The organism is Pseudoramibacter faecis (genome assembly GCF_036289405.1).
Taxonomy (GTDB): Bacteria; Bacillota; Clostridia; order Eubacteriales; family Eubacteriaceae; genus Pseudoramibacter; species Pseudoramibacter faecis.
On record NZ_JAYFFI010000003.1, the window covers coordinates 21,760 to 40,306 of the forward strand.

Annotated in this window: 21 protein-coding genes and 2 tRNA genes; 3 read left to right on the plus strand and 20 right to left on the minus strand. The window is 48.6% G+C overall.

The features are described from left to right. Window positions 1-3: 3 nt before the first annotated feature. The 18 genes from V3C63_RS03755 to V3C63_RS03840 form a co-directional block, all read right to left on the minus strand. On the minus strand, window positions 4-792 hold the full coding sequence (locus V3C63_RS03755; RefSeq protein ID WP_329886488.1) for a ribonuclease HII: 789 nt from the start codon (window positions 790-792) through the stop codon (window positions 4-6). Further along, window positions 776-1,624 (minus strand): ribosome biogenesis GTPase YlqF, encoded by an 849-nt coding sequence (ylqF, locus tag V3C63_RS03760; protein ID WP_329886489.1) that lies wholly within the window; start codon window positions 1,622-1,624, stop codon window positions 776-778. Before ylqF ends, V3C63_RS03755 begins: the two co-directional genes overlap by 17 nt. Further along, entirely contained in the window at window positions 1,614-2,174 is a 561-nt protein-coding gene (gene lepB, locus V3C63_RS03765) for a signal peptidase I (RefSeq protein WP_329886491.1), read from the minus strand. The genes ylqF and lepB overlap by 11 nt, the downstream gene beginning before the upstream one ends. A gap of 59 nt (window positions 2,175-2,233) precedes the next feature. Then, a complete protein-coding gene (gene rplS, locus V3C63_RS03770) occupies window positions 2,234-2,575 on the minus strand; it encodes a 50S ribosomal protein L19 (protein WP_425355333.1) in 342 nt (113 codons plus the stop codon). A 129-nt stretch (window positions 2,576-2,704) separates the two neighbouring features. Continuing rightward, window positions 2,705-3,430: a tRNA (guanosine(37)-N1)-methyltransferase TrmD gene (gene trmD / locus V3C63_RS03775; protein WP_329886492.1), complete on the minus strand. Its 726-nt coding sequence runs from the start codon at window positions 3,428-3,430 to the stop codon at window positions 2,705-2,707. After that, complete coding sequence (gene rimM / locus V3C63_RS03780; protein WP_329886493.1) at window positions 3,427-3,966, minus strand: ribosome maturation factor RimM; 540 nt, start codon at window positions 3,964-3,966, stop codon at window positions 3,427-3,429. Before rimM ends, trmD begins: the two co-directional genes overlap by 4 nt. 93 nt (window positions 3,967-4,059) lie before the next feature. Next, entirely contained in the window at window positions 4,060-4,290 is a 231-nt protein-coding gene (locus V3C63_RS03785; RefSeq protein WP_329886494.1) for a KH domain-containing protein, read from the minus strand. 13 nt (window positions 4,291-4,303) lie between these two features. Beyond that, a complete protein-coding gene (gene rpsP / locus V3C63_RS03790; protein WP_329886495.1) occupies window positions 4,304-4,549 on the minus strand; it encodes a 30S ribosomal protein S16 in 246 nt (81 codons plus the stop codon). A 47-nt stretch (window positions 4,550-4,596) separates the two neighbouring features. Further along, window positions 4,597-5,943 (minus strand): signal recognition particle protein, encoded by a 1,347-nt coding sequence (gene ffh, locus V3C63_RS03795; protein WP_329886644.1) that lies wholly within the window; start codon window positions 5,941-5,943, stop codon window positions 4,597-4,599. Between the two features lie 14 nt (window positions 5,944-5,957). After that, window positions 5,958-6,344 (minus strand): sigma factor-like helix-turn-helix DNA-binding protein, encoded by a 387-nt coding sequence (locus V3C63_RS03800; protein ID WP_329886496.1) that lies wholly within the window; start codon window positions 6,342-6,344, stop codon window positions 5,958-5,960. A 108-nt stretch (window positions 6,345-6,452) separates the two neighbouring features. Next, the gene (ftsY, locus tag V3C63_RS03805) at window positions 6,453-7,370 is read right to left on the minus strand and encodes a signal recognition particle-docking protein FtsY (RefSeq protein ID WP_329886497.1); all 918 of its coding nucleotides are present in this window, start codon (window positions 7,368-7,370) and stop codon (window positions 6,453-6,455) included. Between the two features lie 31 nt (window positions 7,371-7,401). After that, on the minus strand, window positions 7,402-10,980 hold the full coding sequence (gene smc / locus V3C63_RS03810; RefSeq protein ID WP_329886499.1) for a chromosome segregation protein SMC: 3,579 nt from the start codon (window positions 10,978-10,980) through the stop codon (window positions 7,402-7,404). A 3-nt stretch (window positions 10,981-10,983) separates the two neighbouring features. Continuing rightward, on the minus strand, window positions 10,984-11,673 hold the full coding sequence (gene rnc, locus V3C63_RS03815) for a ribonuclease III (protein ID WP_329886500.1): 690 nt from the start codon (window positions 11,671-11,673) through the stop codon (window positions 10,984-10,986). Between the two features lie 81 nt (window positions 11,674-11,754). Beyond that, window positions 11,755-11,988, minus strand: coding sequence for an acyl carrier protein (locus V3C63_RS03820; RefSeq protein ID WP_006597884.1), 234 nt, complete (start codon window positions 11,986-11,988; stop codon window positions 11,755-11,757). Continuing rightward, the gene (gene plsX, locus V3C63_RS03825) at window positions 11,975-13,006 is read right to left on the minus strand and encodes a phosphate acyltransferase PlsX (protein ID WP_329886501.1); all 1,032 of its coding nucleotides are present in this window, start codon (window positions 13,004-13,006) and stop codon (window positions 11,975-11,977) included. Before plsX ends, V3C63_RS03820 begins: the two co-directional genes overlap by 14 nt. A 52-nt stretch (window positions 13,007-13,058) precedes the next feature. Next, entirely contained in the window at window positions 13,059-13,235 is a 177-nt protein-coding gene (gene rpmF / locus V3C63_RS03830) for a 50S ribosomal protein L32 (RefSeq protein ID WP_083798122.1), read from the minus strand. A gap of 37 nt (window positions 13,236-13,272) precedes the next feature. Beyond that, the gene (locus V3C63_RS03835; protein ID WP_329886502.1) at window positions 13,273-13,773 is read right to left on the minus strand and encodes a YceD family protein; all 501 of its coding nucleotides are present in this window, start codon (window positions 13,771-13,773) and stop codon (window positions 13,273-13,275) included. 115 nt (window positions 13,774-13,888) lie between these two features. After that, window positions 13,889-15,085, minus strand: a complete 1,197-nt coding sequence (locus V3C63_RS03840) for an acetate/propionate family kinase (RefSeq protein ID WP_329886503.1) — start codon at window positions 15,083-15,085, stop codon at window positions 13,889-13,891. Window positions 15,086-15,329: 244 nt separating this feature from the next. Between V3C63_RS03840 and V3C63_RS03845 the strand changes: the two genes are divergently transcribed. From V3C63_RS03845 to V3C63_RS03855, 3 genes are all read left to right on the plus strand, one after another. Then, window positions 15,330-16,529: a tRNA(Met) cytidine acetate ligase gene (locus V3C63_RS03845; protein WP_329886504.1), complete on the plus strand. Its 1,200-nt coding sequence runs from the start codon at window positions 15,330-15,332 to the stop codon at window positions 16,527-16,529. 90 nt (window positions 16,530-16,619) lie between these two features. Continuing rightward, on the plus strand, window positions 16,620-17,864 hold the full coding sequence (locus V3C63_RS03850) for an aminopeptidase (protein ID WP_329886505.1): 1,245 nt from the start codon (window positions 16,620-16,622) through the stop codon (window positions 17,862-17,864). Window positions 17,865-17,984: 120 nt separating this feature from the next. Further along, window positions 17,985-18,275, plus strand: coding sequence for an ATP-binding cassette domain-containing protein (locus tag V3C63_RS03855; protein WP_425355334.1), 291 nt, complete (start codon window positions 17,985-17,987; stop codon window positions 18,273-18,275). A 72-nt stretch (window positions 18,276-18,347) separates the two neighbouring features. Here the strand turns inward: V3C63_RS03855 and V3C63_RS03860 are convergent. Together V3C63_RS03860 and V3C63_RS03865 are read right to left on the minus strand one after the other, a co-directional pair. Next, window positions 18,348-18,424, minus strand: a tRNA-Pro gene (locus tag V3C63_RS03860). Window positions 18,425-18,445: 21 nt separating this feature from the next. Then, window positions 18,446-18,522: transfer RNA gene (locus V3C63_RS03865), tRNA-Pro, on the minus strand. Window positions 18,523-18,547: the final 25 nt, after the last annotated feature.

Below are 18,547 nucleotides of genomic sequence, written 5' to 3' on the forward strand. Positions count from 1 at the left end.
AAATCACTCCTGAACAAAATGGGTAATGAAACTCCGACGGTGAATCGGCGTCGGCCCGCAATATTGAATGGCCTCAATATGTGCCGCTGTGCCATAGCCCATATTGCGTTCAAAACCGTATTCCGGATAGGTCCTGGCGTATTCCTGCATCAAATGATCTCGATACACCTTGGCAACGATGCTCGCCGCCCCGATACAATAACATTGAGCGTCACCATGGACTACCGCCTGAACCGGAATTTGAGACGGCAACTTCAGTGCATCGATAAGCAGCAGGTCCGGCTGCGGGAGCAATTGCTCTACTGCATTGGTCATCGCGAGCTTGGTCGCCTCTAAAATATTCATCGCATCGATGGTTTCAGGATCCACAACACCGATGCCGATGGCCACCGCTTCGTCGCGAATCGCCGCGTTTAACGTTTCCCGACGCTTTGCAGTCAATTTTTTAGAATCGTCGATACCCACAATGGCTGAGGTCTCCGGCAAAATCACGGCAGCCGCCACCACCGGTCCTGCCAACGGGCCGCGGCCCACTTCATCGATGCCGCTGATCAACGTGTATCCCTGCGCGCGCGCCGCGCGCTCGATGGCCTGGTGCTCATGAATCTTTGCGATCGCCGCCTTTAAGCGCATCTGTTTTTTCTGAAGTTGTTCTCCAATGGCGCGGACGCCCTTGCGTTTATCCGCGTTCAATGTTTCAATCCAAACAGGCAGTGAAATCCCGGGCAATGCCTTCACGCGTTCACGAATCGCCGTCACAGAGCTGCCGGCCACCTCATCCTTTAACATCATCAATGGTGATCCTTCCCAATTTGCCATTTTTAAAATCCGTCAGCAGCATTTGCGACGCCCGGGCGTAATCATATTGGTTGCCGCGCATCAAAAGCTTTTTGCTTTCGCACAATTCATCAAATAACTGCCAGGCGGGCTTTTCATGCGTCACGTCAAGATCATAACGCTTCTCCAGCTGCTTCGGGTAATGGGAAGCCATGAACTGCATCAAATCGCCGGCAAGATTTTCCTTCTCGAAAATCGTATCCTTGATCGAACCGATCCACGCCAATTCGGTACCGATAACGTCATCATCAAATTTCGGCCAGAGAATGCCCGGCGTATCCAAAAATAAAATATCAGACTCGGTTTGAATCCATTGTTGACCTTTGGTCACACCCGGTTTGTTGCCGGTTTGTGCCTTTTTTTTGCCCGCCAGGGTATTGATAATTGCCGACTTGCCCACATTGGGAATGCCGCACAGCAGGCATTTGATCAGGCGTTTCTCTTGAATATTAACCTGATGTAACGTGTCAGTAAGCCTCTTTTTCGCTTTGCCGGCAAAAGCCATGAAGGGCAAAACCGCATCGATCCCGGGTGTATCCAAAAGTGATGCCACCCACTTCTGGGTCATGCCGGGGTCAGCCAGATCCGATTTGTTGAGCAGGATCACATGTTTCACACGTCGGCCCTTGAGCATTTTAAAAATCCCCGGATTTCGGCTGGCTCGGGGGACGCGGGCGTCGAGCACTTCGATCATCACATCGATCAGTTTAAGTTTCTCCCCGATCTGGCGCCCGGCCTTTGCCATGTGCCCGGGATACCACTGAATTTTCTTCCGTTCAATGTCCATCTTGAATACTCCCTATTTTCCCCCAAGGCCAAAAACGGAAAAATACATGACCGATCATATCATCCTCGTCCACAAATCCCAAATCCGCATAACGGCTGTCGGAACTGTTTGCTCGGTTATCCCCCATTACAAAGTATTTTCCCGCCGGCACTGTTACCCTGGCAAAATCACCATAGGGCTCTTTGTTGATATAAGATTCTTTGAGTAAATGACCATTGCGGTACACTTTCATATTTTTTATTTCGATGGTGTCGCCGCCTTTGGCAATCACCCGTTTGACATAATCGATCCCCGGCGAATAGCGCAGCACCACGATATCTCCATAATCCGGTTCGCCGATTTCATATTCGAGTTTATTGATCACCAAGCGTTCACTCTGCTTTAACGTCGGATACATAGAACTACCCTGTACCATCACGAAGTCGAAAAGAAATAATTTAATAATCACAGCGACACTCACTGCCACCACAATGGAAATAATCCATTCCCGTGCTTCCGATTTTTTCTTGCCCGCTTTATTGACATCCGTCTTCTTTTTTTGCTTTACCATTGAATCTCCTCGCTTTGTGTGCCTAAAAGAAAAGGGTCCGGCAATCGGACCCTTGATGCTCATGCTTTTTCTTTAACTCTGGCAGCCTTGCCGACGCGATCGCGCAGGTAATTCAGTTTTGCGCGCCTGACCTTACCTTTGCGCAGCACATCAATGGCAGCAACTTTCGGCGAATGCACCGGGAAAGTTCTTTCAACGCCGATGCCGGAGGACAATTTGCGAACCGTAAAGGTTTCGTGAATCCCACCGTGCTGTTTCTTCAAAACAACGCCTTCAAACATCTGAACACGTTCACGCTTGCCTTCGATAACGCGCACATGCACCCGAACGGTATCCCCGACATTAAAAGGAGGCACATCCTTTTTCATGTTTGCTTGCTCAATTTGCTTTAAAATTTCCATGATAGCTCCTTTGTATAAGATGATTTGACGATCATTCGCCCTAAGACCAGAGGATCATCGCGTATTAACATACTTTGATATTTTATCCTAAGGATCTGACATTTGCAAGCACTTTTCTCGCCATACCGCCTATTTTTTGCCGGTGTTCGGCGGATGCTCGGCCAGATACTTCCGATAAAGATCCGGGCGCTGTGCCGCGGTTTTCTTGAGTGCCTGCTCATGACGCCAGGCAGCAATTTTCGCATGATTCCCTGACAACAACACCTCCGGCACCGCCACCCCATCGACCACCTCCGGTCTTGTATACTGCGGGTATTCCAAAAGACCGTGCTCAAAGGACTCCTCTTCAAGACTCTCGGCATTACCGAGCACGCCGGGCAGATGGCGCGCAATGGCATCAGCTATCACCAGCGCCGGCAGTTCCCCACCGGTCAGCACATAATCCCCTATCGTATAAGATGCGCTCACACAGCGATCTATCGCGCGCTGATCGATCCCCTCGTAGTGACCACACAAAAAAATAAGCCCCTCAGTCGCTGCCATCTGATATGCTAATGACCGTGCCTCTCCGGTATCAAACGGTTTTCCTCCCGGCGACAGACAAATCACCGGATATTGATCGTGATTCGGAACGCTTTCGATCGCGCGGATCACCGGCGGTGCCTGCATCACCATGCCGGCACCGCCGCCATAGGGATAATCGTCGACTCGGTGATGCTTGTTGTGCGCGAAGGCACGGATATCGACAATTTTAATCTGGATGGCTCCATTGGCCACGGCGCGCCCCATCATGCTCTCAGAAAAATACGTTGCGATCGTCTTTGGAAAAAGCGTCACAAAATAAAAAGTACTCATAATTCAAAATAATCCTGGGGAATATCTGCCGAAAGCACACCGGCCGTCAAATCCCAATCCGGGAAAAAGATGCGGCGAAAAGGCACATATAAGTGTTTGCAGCTTCCCGCCAGACGAATATCCAAGGTATCCACCGTGCCTGTCGTCGTGAGCACATCGGCCACCACACCGATCTCCCCTCGGGCGCAATCTACCACATTCATTCCGATCAAATCGGCAATATAAATTTCATGATCCCCCAGCGGTTCTCCCTGTTCCCGGGGAATCATCACGCGGAATTGCTTCAGCGTCTCACTGGCATTGCGATCATCCACACCCGCGAGCTTGATGAGCACATTCCCCTTGTGCACACGAACCGATTCAACGACATAAGCCGTCTTCTCTTCATTGCACGGATGCATCAGCCACACTTGATCTAATGCATCAAAACGTTTCACATCGTCAGTTATGGGTGCAACTTTTATTTCCCCGCGAATGCCATGGACTTTCACGACTCGGCCAATGATCAGCCAATCCTTCATGTTGATCTCTTTCATTCCTTTGCCACTCATCCTTTTCCCAGACAGTTATTCTGAATACAGCAACTTATAAAAAAATGACCCGCTTTCACGAATCATTCCTTATAATTATTAATCCACAATATCGAGCAGAACATGCTTGTCCTGCTGGGTGCCGGCGGCTTTCAACACAGAACGAATGGCTTTGGCAATGCGCCCCTGACGGCCGATGACTTTGCCCATGTCGCTGTCCGCAACACGAAGCTCCACAAAAATCTCGTGGCGCTTTTCTGTTTCAGTCACTTCAACTTCATCGGGATGATCGACTAAAGCTTTGGCGATAATTTCAACCAGATCCTTCATGCCTATCTCCTAATTAGTCGATGATGTTTTCTTTCTTTAAAAGTGCTTTCACAGTGTCGGAGGGCTTTGCGCCATTGGCGATCCATTTTTTCACAGCATCGCCATCAATTTTAATAACCGGCGGCTCTGCGGTCGGATTGTAGTAGCCGACTTCTTCAATGAATTTACCGTCACGCGGTGCGCGAATATCCGCGACTACCAACCTGTAAAATGGACTCTTCTTTTTACCCATCCGTTTCATTCTAATCTTTACTGCCATTGTTTTTCTCCTTTCAATGTTCTGATTTATGTTCAGCAAACCCTGGTTTACATAAACGGCAATTTCATACGGCCTTTCTTGCGGCCTTTTCCCATACTGCCCATTTGCTTCATCATCTTGCGGCTCTGATCGAATCCCTTGAGCAGACGATTAACATCCGCCACGCTGGTGCCGCTGCCATTGGCAATGCGTTTACGGCGGCTTCCGTTGATAATTTCGGGCTTGGACCGTTCTCCCGGCGTCATTGCGTAAATAATCGCCTCGGTCCGTTTCGTCTGTTGTTCGGTTTTGACCATATCGAGTCCAGCCAGCGCTTTTTTATTCATCCCCGGCATCATCTCAAGCAAACTTGTGAGGGATCCCATTTTCTGCAATTGATGAAGCTGGTCTAAAAAGTCACTCAGATCGAACGTTGCCTTTCGGATTTTTTCTTCCATCGCCCGGGCTTGCTCTTCGTCAACCATCTCCTGAGCCTTGTCAATGAGGGACAATACATCACCCATACCGAGGATTCGCGATGCCATTCGATCCGGATGAAAGCGTTCAAGGTCCGATAATTTTTCACCGCTCCCGATGAAAACAATCGGCTTACCGGTCGTGTAAGTAACCGACAAGGCGGCACCGCCTCGCGTGTCCCCATCCAACTTGGTGAGCACCACCCCGGAAATATCCAACTGATCATCGAAACTTTTCGCGACGTTGACTGATTCCTGACCGGTCATGCCATCAACCACCAACAAGGTTTCCGTGGGTTGGACCAACTCCTTGATATCCGTCAGTTCACGCATCAGGCGTTCATCAATTTGCAGACGCCCCGCCGTGTCCAAAATCACCAGATTATACCCCTGTTTTTGGGCATGACTGATCGCCTGGTTTGCAATAATCCGCGGTTCCTTCATTCCCGGCATGGTGTAAACCGGAATATCCAACTGTTCGCCCAAAACCTTTAACTGATCAATAGCCGCCGGGCGATAAACGTCACAGGCCACCAGCAAAGGCTTCGATTTGTTTTCTTTCCGGAGCAGATTGGCAATTTTACCGGCCGTCGTAGTTTTGCCGGCCCCCTGCAGTCCAACCATCATGAAAATATTCAAGTCGTTTTTCTGAAGCTCCAGCGGCTTGATTTCACCGCCGAGCAATCGAGTCATTTCATCATTAACGACTTTAATATACTGTTGACCGGGTGTCAGCGATTTTAAAATCTCTTCGCCCTGCGCCCGCTCACTGACGGCCTTGGTAAACCGTTTGACCACTTTAAAGTTGACATCCGCTTCTAAAAGAGCCAGTTTGATTTCCCGGTTCGCCGCTTTAATGTCGGCTTCATCCAATTTCCCTTTGCGGCGCATACCAGCAAAGATGTCTTGAAATTTTTCATTCAATCCTTCAAATACCATCATTCACCAGCCTTTTAAAATGTATCGGCGAATTGCCGAATTTTGTTCGCAATATCTGCCAGCGTTTGTCGCAGTTTCGCGTTCTCTCTGATCTGAGGATCATCCATCACGCCGGCCATTTCCTCCGCCGTGCCGCTGATCAGTTTTCGATTATTGCGAAAACGTGTGACTAAGCCCAATTTTTCTTCATAGGCCTTCAGCTGCCGACGCCCGCGTCGAAGCGCATCGGATGCCCCTTGACGCGTCATCTGTGTCAGTTCCGCAATTTCAGAGACGGAGCAGTCCTCGTTGTAGTAATAGCTCAGCACCAACTTCAATCGTTCCGATAGAAGCTCACCATAAAAATCGAAGAGAAATTGCTCCTCAATTTTCTCCCGGACCTTTTCATTTCTATTCTGCATCTCTATCTTGACTCCGATAACTTTTATATTTTACAGATCCGCCGTCTTTTTGTCAAGCTTTTTTCTTGACAATTTGTCTTTGCGCTTTCTTGAGGCGTGTGCAGCCGTTCACGCGTTTGAATCACTGGTATCGTAAAGCAATTTCACAAATTCGCGGGCATCAAAGGGCACCAAATCATCCGCACCTTCACCGAGACCCACATATTCAACGGGGATTTTCAATTCATTAATCATCGGAATCACCACACCGCCTTTCGCCGTGCCATCCATTTTCGTCATCACAATACCACTTAGATGCACGGCTTCATTAAAGGTGCGTGCTTGGGCCAAAGCATTTTGCCCGGTCGTCGCGTCAACCACCAGCAAATTGTGCACATCAAAGCCTTGGCCCTCCCGATCGATGATTCGACTGAGCTTTTCAAGTTCATTCATCAGATTCACTTTGTTGTGCAGACGTCCGGCCGTGTCGCAGATCAACACATCTGCATGTCGGGAGCGTGCCGCATGCAGTGCATCGTAGACAACCGATGCCGGATCCGCTCCCGATGCACTGGCAATGATATCCACGCCGATGCGCTCTGCCCAAGCTTTCAGCTGTTCCGCCGCGGCTGCCCGGAAGGTATCTGCCGCCGCCAACATGACCGTCTTGCCGTCATTCTTATAACGCTGAGCTAATTTGGCAATCGTGGTGGTTTTTCCAACGCCATTGACCCCGACCACCAATATCACAGCCGGCATCTGCATCGGAGTCGCCGTCACCGTAACCATCTCCGTCATAATGGATTCAAGCAGCCCTAAAACTTCCTCGCTTTTTTTAATCCCCTTTTGTTTAATCTCTTTTTGCAGCTGGTCGATAATTGCTTCTGACGTTTCAATGCTTATATCCGACAGAATCAAACTTTCTTCCAGCTCATCAAAAAAGTCTTCATCCAGGTTTTTGTAGTACAGGGCACGGTTAATCTTCTCAGAAAAATTCTTTCTGGTGCCTGCCAGTTTATCTTTCATCCGCTGATACAAAGATGCCATTTCTTACCTCTTTCTTTTTTAAGCCTTCCATTTAAGAATGCCTCTTAGGCTCCGTATAATCTGAAATATGAATGGACAATAATTTGGAGACTCCCGATTTGGCCATCGATACCCCGTAAATCGTATCGCACACCTTGAGGGTATTCTTTCGGTGCGTGATCAAAATAAACTGGGTTTTACTCGCGACGGTCTCCAAATAGCGCGTGAAACGATCGATATTGTGATCGTCCAGCGCAGCGTCAATTTCATCAATCACGCAAAACGGCGACGGATTCAAGGTTAAAAAAGCGAAAAGCAGAGCGATGGCCGTCATGGATTTTTCCCCGCCGGACAATAACGAGAGCTGTTTCAAATGTTTTCCCGGCGGTCTCGCCATCAGCTCGATGCCGCTTTCCAAAATATGGTCGGGATCCTCATAGCGCAGAGAAGCCTGACCGCCTTCAAACAAAATTTTAAAAATCTCTCCAAAGGATTGCTGCAATTTCTCGAACCCTTCGGCAAATTGTGCGGTCATCGCTTCGGATAACGCCTGAATAATGGTCTCTACTTCCTGCTTACTGCTTTCCAAATCTCTGTATTGTCCGCGGACAAATTGGTAGCGCGTGTTCAATGCTGAAAAACTTTCGATTGCACCAACATTCACATTGCCGAGGGCCTCTATCTGCTGACTCAGTTCTCGCTGGCGTTTTTCACTCACATCCACTTCCGACAAATCGTGATCTGCCAGCCAGTCTGAAACCATTAACGGATTAAAATCGTAGCGGGTCTTGATTTTTTCCTCAAGCCCTTCCTTTATCGCCAAAATTCGGTTTTGAGCAATCTCCAGTTTATTTTTCGCTTCGTTTTGAACAACCAAATCGTGGTTGAAGCTTCTGATTTGCCCGTCCATCGTCTCAATCTCCATGGCTATGGCCTTTTGATTTTCATTTTGGATTTGCCGCTTCGCTGCAATACGCTGATGCTTTTCTTCAATCTCAGCAATCTGTGCCTGGGCCTGCGCCAAATCTTTTTGAGCTGCTGCCAGAACCGCCGATCCCCTTTCTCGTTCGATCTGCATGCGTTTTTGCTCACCGGCCAGACTTTCAAGCTGTGTTTTCCGTTCGGCTAACAGGCGATCATTTTGTCGGCAGATTTCTTCTGATCGTGCTTTTTGAATCTCCAGCGTTGATAACGCTTCGCGCAGCTTGAAACGCTGTCGTTCCAAATCCGCTTTTTCCGCGGTTAAGGCTTCCTCGCCATTTTCCCGATCCGCCAGAGAAGCCATCCTTTGTTCGAGCGTTTTTTGGGTTTGCTTCCGGTTTTCGTTTTCTGCCTGCAAATCGTGATCCGTAATTTGGGCCGCTTCAAGGTTATCCCGCAAATCCTTCAAATGCTGTTCCAAAGCTTTTTGGCGTTGTTCCTGCTGCCAGTTCTCCTGCTCCCAATGCGTTTGTTTCTCTTTTAACGTCGCCCGTTTCCCTTTCAGCTCATCCACTTTAATCTTTTGTTCGGCCAATCGCCGCTTGAGGGCCGCACCTTCGGTTTTCAGCATTTTAAGTTCCGCTTGTAATCTTGCGAGCTCCGCTTTATGCGCGAGCGGAGAATTTTTCTGCTTTTTCGATGTCCCACCGACAATCGCCCCTCCCGGATAAAAAACTTCTCCGGAAAGGGTCACGATCGTCAATTGCCGGAAGCGTTTTCGAATCGGTTTGGCCGCATCAAAACCACGAACGACCACAACCCGCCCCAAAAGGCTGTCGATCGCCGGTCGCACGGCCGCGCCGCAGGATACCAATTCAGAGGCAATCCCGTATACGCCACTTTGTTCCAGAATTTCAGCCCGTTCGCGGCTGTTCAAAGAGCGAAAATGCAGATTGTTCAACGGCAAAAACGTTTCGCGCCCCGCGCGATGTTTTTTAAGCAATTCAATGCAGGCATTCGCTGTTTCTACTTTTGCCACCACGATGTTCTGACTCCGACCGCCCAAAACCGTATCGATGGCCTGGGTTAAAGTTTCCGGCACGTCTATCAGTTCTCCGATCGGCCCGTAAACCGCTTTGCGAACGACATCCGGCAGAACATCCTGCTTCATAATGAGCCGAATCCCGGGATAATAATTTTGATACCGATCCTGTGCGTTTTTTAAATACGTCCATTTGGAACTGGCAACCTGAAAATTATTTTTCTGCAGCCGATATCGATTAAGCAAATCTTCATACGTTTGATTTTCTGCTTCCCATTGTTTTTGAAGCGTTTGATTTTCTGCATTCAGTTGCTCCGTTTGCACCTGCCGGGCTTCAAGCGTCGCCTGCATCGCCTCGATTTGCTGCCCGCGATCGTGAATATCGGCGCGGATGGTTTGTAAATTTTGCCGGGCAATCGTCATCCGCGTTTCGAGAGATGCCTGCTCCGCCATCAATTGTGATTGCTGCTTTGCCAAAGCGGAGCGACGATCGCTCAACGCTTGTTCAGCCTGCATCCGGTGATCCATTTTCTCCTGAATGGTCTGCAGAGAAAGCGCCAATGCCCGATCTTTCTCCTGATGGCGGCCCATTTTTTTGGTAAGATCCTTTAGTTTTTGTTGCTCCGCGGCAACTGCCTCCTGGGCAGTGGCAAGTGCATTTTGGGCTGACCGCCGTTGTTCATCCTGAAGTTTTTCCCGCTCACAAAGTTTATCCATGTCATTCTGGCCGTGTCGAATCTTCTCTGCCAACACAACCTTATTTTCTTTAACGGCGGTCAAGGCCTGACGTGTCGACTCCGCCTGAGCCTCTAAATCCTCCTGCTCCGCCAATTGGTCCCGATTTTGAACGCGCAGTCGCTGATAACGGGCATCTGCATCGTGGAGTGCGATTTCCGTTTGTTTGATCTGTGCATTCGCGTCTGCAATGTGGGCTTCGCTTTGCGCCAATCGATCGCTTAGGTCCCGCCAACGCTCATCAAAACGAAATAAATCCACAGCTTTAAGCTCTTCCCGCAGCTCCAAATATTGTTTGGCTTTTGCCGATTGTTTTTCTAAAGGTTTGCGCTGGCGATTGAGTTCCTCAAGGATATCCAACACCCGATCCATATTTTCCTGGGCTGTCGTCAGTTGTCGTTCGGCCTCTTGTTTGCGCATTTTGTAATTGACAATGCCCACCGCCTCCTCCACGATTTCACGGAGTGTCTGAGGCGAACTGTTAACAATATTTTCGATGCTGCCCTGGCTGACAACCGAATACCCATTGCGACCAAGACCCGTATCGGCAAAGATCGTCTGGATATCCTTCAGACGAACTTGCCTGCCATTAATTTTATAAACGGACTCTCCGGAACGAAAGATCCTTCTCGTCACGCTGACCTCATCCGGTTGATCTGCCAGATAGCCCAAACCGTTATCCAAAGTTAAAACGACCTCTGCATAATTCATCGGCTTGTGGTAATCGGTTCCGGAAAAAATCACATCCTCCATGCGTTTTCCGCGGAGAGACTTGCTCCGCTGCTCTCCCAGAACCCAGCGTATCGCATCAATAATATTGCTCTTGCCGCTGCCGTTTGGTCCGACAATCGCAGCGATCATTTGATCAAAAGATAATTCAATCGTGTCCGCAAAAGATTTAAATCCTGTGATTCGCAGTGATTTTAAATGCATGCGTTACTCCGATGGGCTTTTTTCATGCTTCAAACGCGCGTGCAGGCTTTTCTTGGCCGCCTGCTGCTCCGCTTCTTTTTTTGTCTTTCCCCGACCGTTGCTGCTCATCTGCCCATTGATCATCAAGGTAACAAAAAAAGTTTTATCGTGTTCCGGACCGTCTGCCTTATCAAGAACGTATTCAATAACATGATCATTTTGCTTTTGAATCAGCTCTTGTAGCGCTGTTTTATAGTCGTTGGTCAGACGGCCGGCAATCGCCATCTCTATATTGTCAGACAAAAGTTCAACAGTTTTCTTTTGCGACGTCGAATAATCCGAATCCAAAAAAATAGCTCCCAGCATGGCCTCAAACGCATTTTCCAGAATCGACTGCCGACTTCTCCCCCCGGATATCACTTCACCCTTTCCCAGGTGAAGGTAATTTCCCAAGTGCAATCGCCGTGCTGCCTGCGACAACGATTCGGAACAAACAATACTAGCCCGCAATTTGGTCATTTTGCCTTCATCAAAATCAAAATGCTTAAACAAATAATCTGAAATCGATAACTCTAAAACAGCATCGCCTAAATATTCCAGGCGCTCGTTATTCTTCTCACTATTGCCATGCGAACTATGGGTCAATGCTTCGTGCAGGTATGTCTGATTTTTAAAGATATATCCTATGCTTTGCTGCAGTTTCAATGCTTCCATACGCGATCCTCCGTTGTTAAAATTTCACCATATCAAGAAAAGCCCCCTGATTCAGGGAGCTCATCATCACTTAAATAAAGATTATTTGTCGAGGACCTTCAGGATGTCGCCGACGGTCTTCACATTTTCCAATTCATCATCCGGAACTTTAACGCCAAATTCGTCTTCGAAAGCCATGACCAGCTCAACGATATCCAAAGAATCAGCTTCCAGATCTTCTACCAGGTTGCTTTCTTCCGTAATTTCGTCTTCGGAAACACCCAATTGTTCAGCAATAATGCTCTTAACAGATTCAAATTTGTCACTCATCTTCATTTTCTCCTGTATTTTTTTTAACATGATTCTCTTCAGACAAAGCCGCTGTGATTTTTTCAAGCACTTGGCTATCGGCATAAAGCGCCGCCTGACGGATGGCATTTTTCATCGCATAAGCATCTGAAGAGCCATGAGCTTTAATCAAACCACCGCGGATCCCCAAGAAGGGCGCGCCGCCAACCTCATCTGCCGAAAATTGTTTTTTAAACGATCGTAAATTACCGCGAATAAGGGCCCCGCCAATCTTCCCCTTGGTAGATCGGGTGATGGCATCTTTCAGTCCGTGCAACAGATAACTGGATACGCCTTCTAAAAATTTCAGGATAATATTCCCTGTAAAACCATCCGTAACCAAGACATCCGATTCTGTTGTCAGAATATCTCTCGCTTCAACATTTCCGATAAAGTTTAAACTGCTCTGACTTAGCAATGCGTATGCTTCCTTTGCCATTGTACTGCCTTTTTCGGCCTCCGAGCCAATATTGATCAAACCAACTTTAGGATTCTCAATATGCATCACATTCTTACAATACACGGCCCCTAACAAGGCAAACTGCAAAAGATATTCCGCTTTACAGTCCGCGTTAGCACCGGAATCCAACAACAACGTCACGTGATCTCCCTTGGGTATCGGCGTTGCAAGCGCCGGCCTTTTAATGCCTTTAATGCGTCCCAGTTTAAATAAGCCGCCTGCGAGCAAAGCGCCGGTCGATCCGGCAGAAACTAACACAGCGTCATCTTGCGCTTTCATCGCCTCAAGGGCAACCACTAAAGACGAATTATCTTTTTGGCGAACTGCGCGAACCGGTTCTTCATCAAAACCGATCACCTCATCCGCCTCCAAAATCTGAATAGCGTCCTTCGGGTAAGACAATGATGTCAGCACGTTTTGAATAGCAGGACCTTTCCCGACCAAAGTCAGTAACAAGCCCCATTCATCATTCACGGCATCAACAGCCCCTTTGACAATTTCTTCCGGTGCATTGTCACCACCCATCGCGTCTACATAAATATGCATATGACTCTCAGAATATCCCTTAAAACAAGAAAACAGAGTCTTGAACTCTGTCTTAATCTTCCGCTAATACTTCGGTATCTTTATAGGTTCCACAGCTTTTGCAAACACGATGCGGTAATTTGGTTTCGCCGCATTTCGGGCAAACACTCATACCTGGCACACTCAATTTATAGTGTGTTCTCCTCTTGTCACGTCTTGCTTTGGATGATCTATGCTTCGGTACTGCCATCTTTTACACCTCCCAACAATCTGTTTAATTGCAACAGTTATTTGCTTTTCTGATCATCAAGAAGTGCCTTTAATTTGGCCATCCTCGGATCAATTCCATCATCTTCCTCTGATTCATTTCCACAACTACAAGAGCCTTGATTCAGATCAATTCCGCAATGCGGACACAGTCCCTTGCAGTCGGGCTTGCAGAGAACACGATAAGGTTCATTGATAAAAAGACATTCTTCCACGCAGGGAATCAAATCGAATTCACCAATTTCCGGATCTAATGTAAAGGTATCTTGATAAGTTTCTCGGCAATGATAAACCGTTGGTTTCAAACATCTCGCACAGGGAAATACTAGATCACCGCTTACATTGAGTTCCACTTGAACTTTTCGACGACTTAACATCGTTACCGTCCCTGTAATGTGAAGACCTCCTTCGCTGATCTTGCCGTTCAGTTCTTGATTCGCATCAACAATATCTGCCGATGCGACTTCAAAATCCAGGGAAAATGGCTTGCCGCCGAAAAGCTCTGTCAATCGTATTTTCATAATAAACTCCAAATGGGCAAGTCAAATTATAAATGAGATCTGCCCATTTTGTCAAGAAAAAACCTTGATCATTTTAATAAATGTTCCTGAGTGCGTAAACCCTCAATTCACGATTTTATTTGCTTTGAACCAACTCCACGGTGTCTCGGGCAATCATCAATTCTTCGTTGGTCGGGATCACCATGACGTTTGTAGCGGAATCCGCTGTGGAGATGACCATTTCTTTACCGCGTTTGCTGTTCTTTTCCACATCGAGCTTAATCCCCAAATAAGTCAATCCATCACAGATCGCCAAGCGGGTAGCGCCTGAGTTTTCACCCAGACCGGCGGTAAAGATAATGCCGTCGACACCGTCCATTGCCGCCACATAAGCGCCAATGGTTGTGCGCACACGATAATGGAAAACATCCAGGGCCAACTGAGCTCTTTGATTGCCCGCATCTGCCGCTTGTTCAACATCTCGGAAATCAGAAGAAATGCCGGAAATCCCTAAAATACCGGATTCTTTGTTCATGATGTGATCCAGTTCTTCCGTCGTATAGCCATGCTGACGCAGGAAAATCATGATTTCGGGGTCAATATCACCGCAGCGCGTTCCCATGGCCAGCCCTGCCAACGGGGTCAGGCCCATGGAGGTATCAATGGATTTACCGTAGCGAATAGCCGCGATAGAAGCCCCATTCCCCAGATGACAGGAGATCAATTTTAACTGACTGAGGTCCTGATTCAAAAGTTCTGCTGCTCTAAGCGAGACATAACGGTGAGAAGTTCCGTGGAAACCGTATTTACGAATGCGATATTTTTCATAAAGCTCATAAGGCAACGGATAGATATAAGCTTCCATCGGCATGGTCTGATGGAAGGCGGTATCAAAAACCCCGACCATCGGCACGTTGGGCAACACTTCCTGGCAGGCGCGGATCCCGATCAGGTTGGCCGGATTGTGCAGCGGCGCCAAAACAGAACATTCTTCCATTTTTTCAATCACTTCATCGTTAATCACAACGGAAGAAGCGAATGATTCTGCCCCGTGAACTGTTCTGTGCCCCACCGCATCAATTTCGTTGAGACTCTTAATGACACCGTATTGTTCGTCCACCAAGGCTCTCATAATGATGTCAAGCGCTTCTTTGTGGGTTTCCATCGGACGTTCAAATTTCACTTTGTCCTTGCCGACCGGTTCATGGGTCACAACAGAACCTTCAATGCCGATTCTTTCTGCCAAACCTTTGGCAAGAAGTCTTTCTGTGTCCATGTCCAACAGCTGATATTTCAGCGACGAACTGCCGGCGTTAATAACGAGTACTTTCATTCCTGATGTTTCTCCTTTTCTATTTCTCCAAGCATCTTGCTCGGAATGACGATACTTCGCTTAATATTGTATCACAATACGTGATATCTTATCACTTCTAATTATTTAGTTCGTTTATTTTTTTGCGCGAAAAAGTGATTTTTTTAGTCAAATATACCGGCTCTCAGATTTTAATGATAAAATGATTAAAATCGCTATTGATGGACAGCCTGTGTATTGTCACAAATGGAGGAAAGAGCAGTTGATGAAAACACTGGGAATCGTCGCCGAATACAATCCGTTTCACAACGGGCATCGCTACCATCTGCACGCGGCGCAAAAACGCACCCAAGCAGACGCGGTCATGGTTTTAATGAGCGGCGCTTTTGTGCAGCGCGGAATGCCGGCCTGCGCAGACAAATGGCAACGCGCCGAATGGGCGGTGGCCGGCGGTGCAGACCTTGTCTGTGAATTGCCGACCATTTTTGCTTGCGCACGGGCGGAAAGTTTTGCCGCCGGCGCTATCGCCATCCTTAACGCATGCCGCTTGGATACCCTTGCCTTTGGCGTGGAAACCGACGACCTTCCCCTTCTACAATCGCTCGCCCATTATCTCGCTGAAGAGCCGGTGCCCTTTCGGCGCGAGCTTGCCGACCGCCTCGCCGCCGGCATTGGATTTGCTGCGGCCAGAAGCCAGACCATCCAAACGATTTTAGGCAAAGACGCCGCCGCTTTGCTTCGTTCTCCCAATAATATTCTCGCCATCGAGTACCTCAAGGCGATTCGGCAACAGGCCGCCTGCCTCTGCCCCATTGCAGTTCCCCGGCTGGGTTCGGCACATCATAATCAAAATACGGACGGCAACTTACTTTCCGGCTCGGCCATCCGCAATGCGCTGTGTCACGGCGATAGCAAAACCATTGCCGCCGGTATTCCATACGATATTGAGCACCTAACCAAAAGCCATTACCCTCAAATGCGTCCCCGATATCAACGTCTTGTCGTCTCAAAGCTTATCACCGCCGACCTGGAACAATTGCGCAACCTGCCGGAAGTGCGTGAAGGGCTGGAATTTACCCTTCAAAACGCGTTGGCCGCTACGCCAAAATACGACGCGATTATTGACCGGGTCTCTTCGAAGCGCATCCCTAAAAGCCGCGTGCGCCGCATTCTGGCCTATCTTGCCTTAAATATTCCCAGGCCAACACTGATGTCTCTGCAGACGGCATTCGTGCCTTATCTTCGCGTTTTAGCCTTTAATCGGCGCGGGCAACAGCTTCTTGCGCAGCTGCGCAATCAATGCAGCCTGCCGATTTTAACCAATCTCCACAGCAATCAAACACGGCTGTCTCCGACACAGCGCGCCATTTTAGCTCTTGATGTCCGCGCCCAGGATCTATGGAGCATGCTCACCAACCAATCGATTTATCATAAAGATTATCTTCAGAGTCCTAAGCGATACTAAGACAAGTTTAAACGGGCTTACTTTAATAAAAATTCCTGATTCATTTTCCGCGGTTCACAACCGTAATCACTGAACGAAAGAGGACCCCATATGACTATCTCATTTGAAACCCAACAACAAAATTTAGCCGATCTGGCGGTGGTGCTGGGCGTCAATCTTCAGAGAGGACAAACCCTGATCATCAACGCTCCCATCGACTGCGCCGATTTTGCCCATAAGGTTGCCGCTGCGGCTTTTGACCGCGGCGCGGCAGATGTTGCCATTCGCTACAATGACGAACGCTTCTCTCGCATGCGCTATGATCATGCCGATCTTGAAGCCTTAACCACCATCCCCGCTTGGCAAAAGGCACGGATGGACAGTTATATCGACGATCAAGTCGCGGTAATTTCTATCTATGCCGACGATCCCGACGTAATGGCCGGCGTCGATGTTGATCGCGTCAAAGCCGCTTCTAATGCGGCGCAGGCTGCCGCCAAAAAATACCACGAAGCTGTGATGAACGACCGGATCCGCTGGTGCGTGATCTCCGTTCCCACTGCCGGGTGGGCGCGCAAGGTCTTCCCCGATCTTCCCGAAGAGGCTGCCATCGAAAAACTCTGGAACGCCATCTTCGAAACCACTCGCACCAATCTGACCGACCCCGCTACTGCCTGGCATCAGCATAATGCTAGCTTTGAAGAAAAAGTCCGTTTTCTCAACAGCAAACAGTTTGACGCCTTTGTTTATAAAAACGCCTTGGGAACAAACATCACCGTGGGCATGCCCAAAAATCATATCTGGGCCGGCGGCTCGGAAATTGCCGAAGACGGCATTACCTTCTTTCCCAACATCCCTACAGAAGAAATTTTCTCTGCTCCAGACAAAACCCGTGTCAACGGCACCTTGGCCGCTTCTCATCCTCTGGTTTACAACGGCCAGTTGATCAATCATTTTGCCCTCACCTTTAAAGACGGCAAAGTCGTCGACTACCATGCCGAACAAGGGTACGACGCCCTGAAGAGTTTAGTTGAAGCCAATCCCGGTAGCGATATGCTCGGTGAAATTTCTTTCGTGCCCTATGACTCTCCGATTCAAAATTTGGGCATTCTGTTTTACAATACGCTCTTTGACGAAAACGCCAGCTGCCACTTTGCCCTCGGCGCGGCTTATCCCACCTGTATTGAAGGCGGACAGAACATGAGCGAAACGGAACTGGCTGCAGCCGGACTAAACGTCTCCACTACCCATGTCGATTTCATGGTAGGCAGCGAAGACCTGTCCATCGTTGGGCTCGATACCGAAGGCGACGAAACGCCGATTTTTGTGGACGGCAATTGGGCCGATCATCTCTAAATTTTTTCACCTGCGCCTGCACAGGCGGACGCCTTCGGGCATTTTTTTATGCGCTGATGCCATACAAAATCTGCCACTTTGTTTAAATCAAGTACTTTTTTCGCTTTCACAAATTTCAATTTGATTCCCCGCATCTCAGCGCTCAAAAATGTCACCATCCCCCATAGTTTATGCCGAGATGGCAAGAGAGACCGCCGCGAGCGCGCTGAGTTGCTCCTCGAAATGGTGAGAATGAAAGACCGCATGCAGCAGCACCAGTCCAATGAATTGTCCGGCGGACAGCAGCAACGCGTGGCCATCGCCCGGGCGATGGCCAACGACCCGGATCTCATTCTCGTCGACAAGCCCCCCGGCGCTCTGGACAGCAAAACCGGCGAGCGCGTCATGTCATGCGTTTATTTCAAAATTTAAATCAGGAACAGCGCAAACCATTGTACTCATTACCCACACAAAAAAGCAGACCGAAGTCTGCCTATTGCCAAATGGTCGGAGTGAGAGGATTTGAACCTCCGGCCTCTGCGTCCCGAACGCAGCGCTCTACCAAACTGAGCCACACCCCGACAATAAAATATTCAATTAAATGGTCGGAGTGAGAGGATTTGAACCTCCGGCCTCTGCGTCCCGAACGCAGCGCTCTACCAAACTGAGCCACACCCCGACACTCTTACGATTTGCAAATCGAC

What these genes read in the sequence shown, in the direction of transcription:
- V3C63_RS03755 (WP_329886488.1), bottom strand. Translation starts at nt 792, where the DNA reads ATGATGTTAAAGGATGAGGTGGCCGGCAGCTCTGTGACGGCGATTCGT.
- ylqF (WP_329886489.1), bottom strand. Translation starts at nt 1,624, where the DNA reads ATGGACATTGAACGGAAGAAAATTCAGTGGTATCCCGGGCACATGGCA.
- lepB (WP_329886491.1), bottom strand. Translation starts at nt 2,174, where the DNA reads ATGGTAAAGCAAAAAAAGAAGACGGATGTCAATAAAGCGGGCAAGAAA.
- rplS (WP_425355333.1), bottom strand. Translation starts at nt 2,575, where the DNA reads ATGGAAATTTTAAAGCAAATTGAGCAAGCAAACATGAAAAAGGATGTG.
- trmD (WP_329886492.1), bottom strand. Translation starts at nt 3,430, where the DNA reads ATGAGTACTTTTTATTTTGTGACGCTTTTTCCAAAGACGATCGCAACG.
- rimM (WP_329886493.1), bottom strand. Translation starts at nt 3,966, where the DNA reads ATGAAAGAGATCAACATGAAGGATTGGCTGATCATTGGCCGAGTCGTG.
- V3C63_RS03785 (WP_329886494.1), bottom strand. Translation starts at nt 4,290, where the DNA reads ATGAAGGATCTGGTTGAAATTATCGCCAAAGCTTTAGTCGATCATCCC.
- rpsP (WP_329886495.1), bottom strand. Translation starts at nt 4,549, where the DNA reads ATGGCAGTAAAGATTAGAATGAAACGGATGGGTAAAAAGAAGAGTCCA.
- ffh (WP_329886644.1), bottom strand. Translation starts at nt 5,943, where the DNA reads ATGGTATTTGAAGGATTGAATGAAAAATTTCAAGACATCTTTGCTGGT.
- V3C63_RS03800 (WP_329886496.1), bottom strand. Translation starts at nt 6,344, where the DNA reads ATGCAGAATAGAAATGAAAAGGTCCGGGAGAAAATTGAGGAGCAATTT.
- ftsY (WP_329886497.1), bottom strand. Translation starts at nt 7,370, where the DNA reads ATGGCATCTTTGTATCAGCGGATGAAAGATAAACTGGCAGGCACCAGA.
- smc (WP_329886499.1), bottom strand. Translation starts at nt 10,980, where the DNA reads ATGCATTTAAAATCACTGCGAATCACAGGATTTAAATCTTTTGCGGAC.
- rnc (WP_329886500.1), bottom strand. Translation starts at nt 11,673, where the DNA reads ATGGAAGCATTGAAACTGCAGCAAAGCATAGGATATATCTTTAAAAAT.
- V3C63_RS03820 (WP_006597884.1), bottom strand. Translation starts at nt 11,988, where the DNA reads ATGAAGATGAGTGACAAATTTGAATCTGTTAAGAGCATTATTGCTGAA.
- plsX (WP_329886501.1), bottom strand. Translation starts at nt 13,006, where the DNA reads ATGCATATTTATGTAGACGCGATGGGTGGTGACAATGCACCGGAAGAA.
- rpmF (WP_083798122.1), bottom strand. Translation starts at nt 13,235, where the DNA reads ATGGCAGTACCGAAGCATAGATCATCCAAAGCAAGACGTGACAAGAGG.
- V3C63_RS03835 (WP_329886502.1), bottom strand. Translation starts at nt 13,773, where the DNA reads ATGAAAATACGATTGACAGAGCTTTTCGGCGGCAAGCCATTTTCCCTG.
- V3C63_RS03840 (WP_329886503.1), bottom strand. Translation starts at nt 15,085, where the DNA reads ATGAAAGTACTCGTTATTAACGCCGGCAGTTCGTCGCTGAAATATCAG.
- V3C63_RS03845 (WP_329886504.1), top strand. Translation starts at nt 15,330, where the DNA reads ATGAAAACACTGGGAATCGTCGCCGAATACAATCCGTTTCACAACGGG.
- V3C63_RS03850 (WP_329886505.1), top strand. Translation starts at nt 16,620, where the DNA reads ATGACTATCTCATTTGAAACCCAACAACAAAATTTAGCCGATCTGGCG.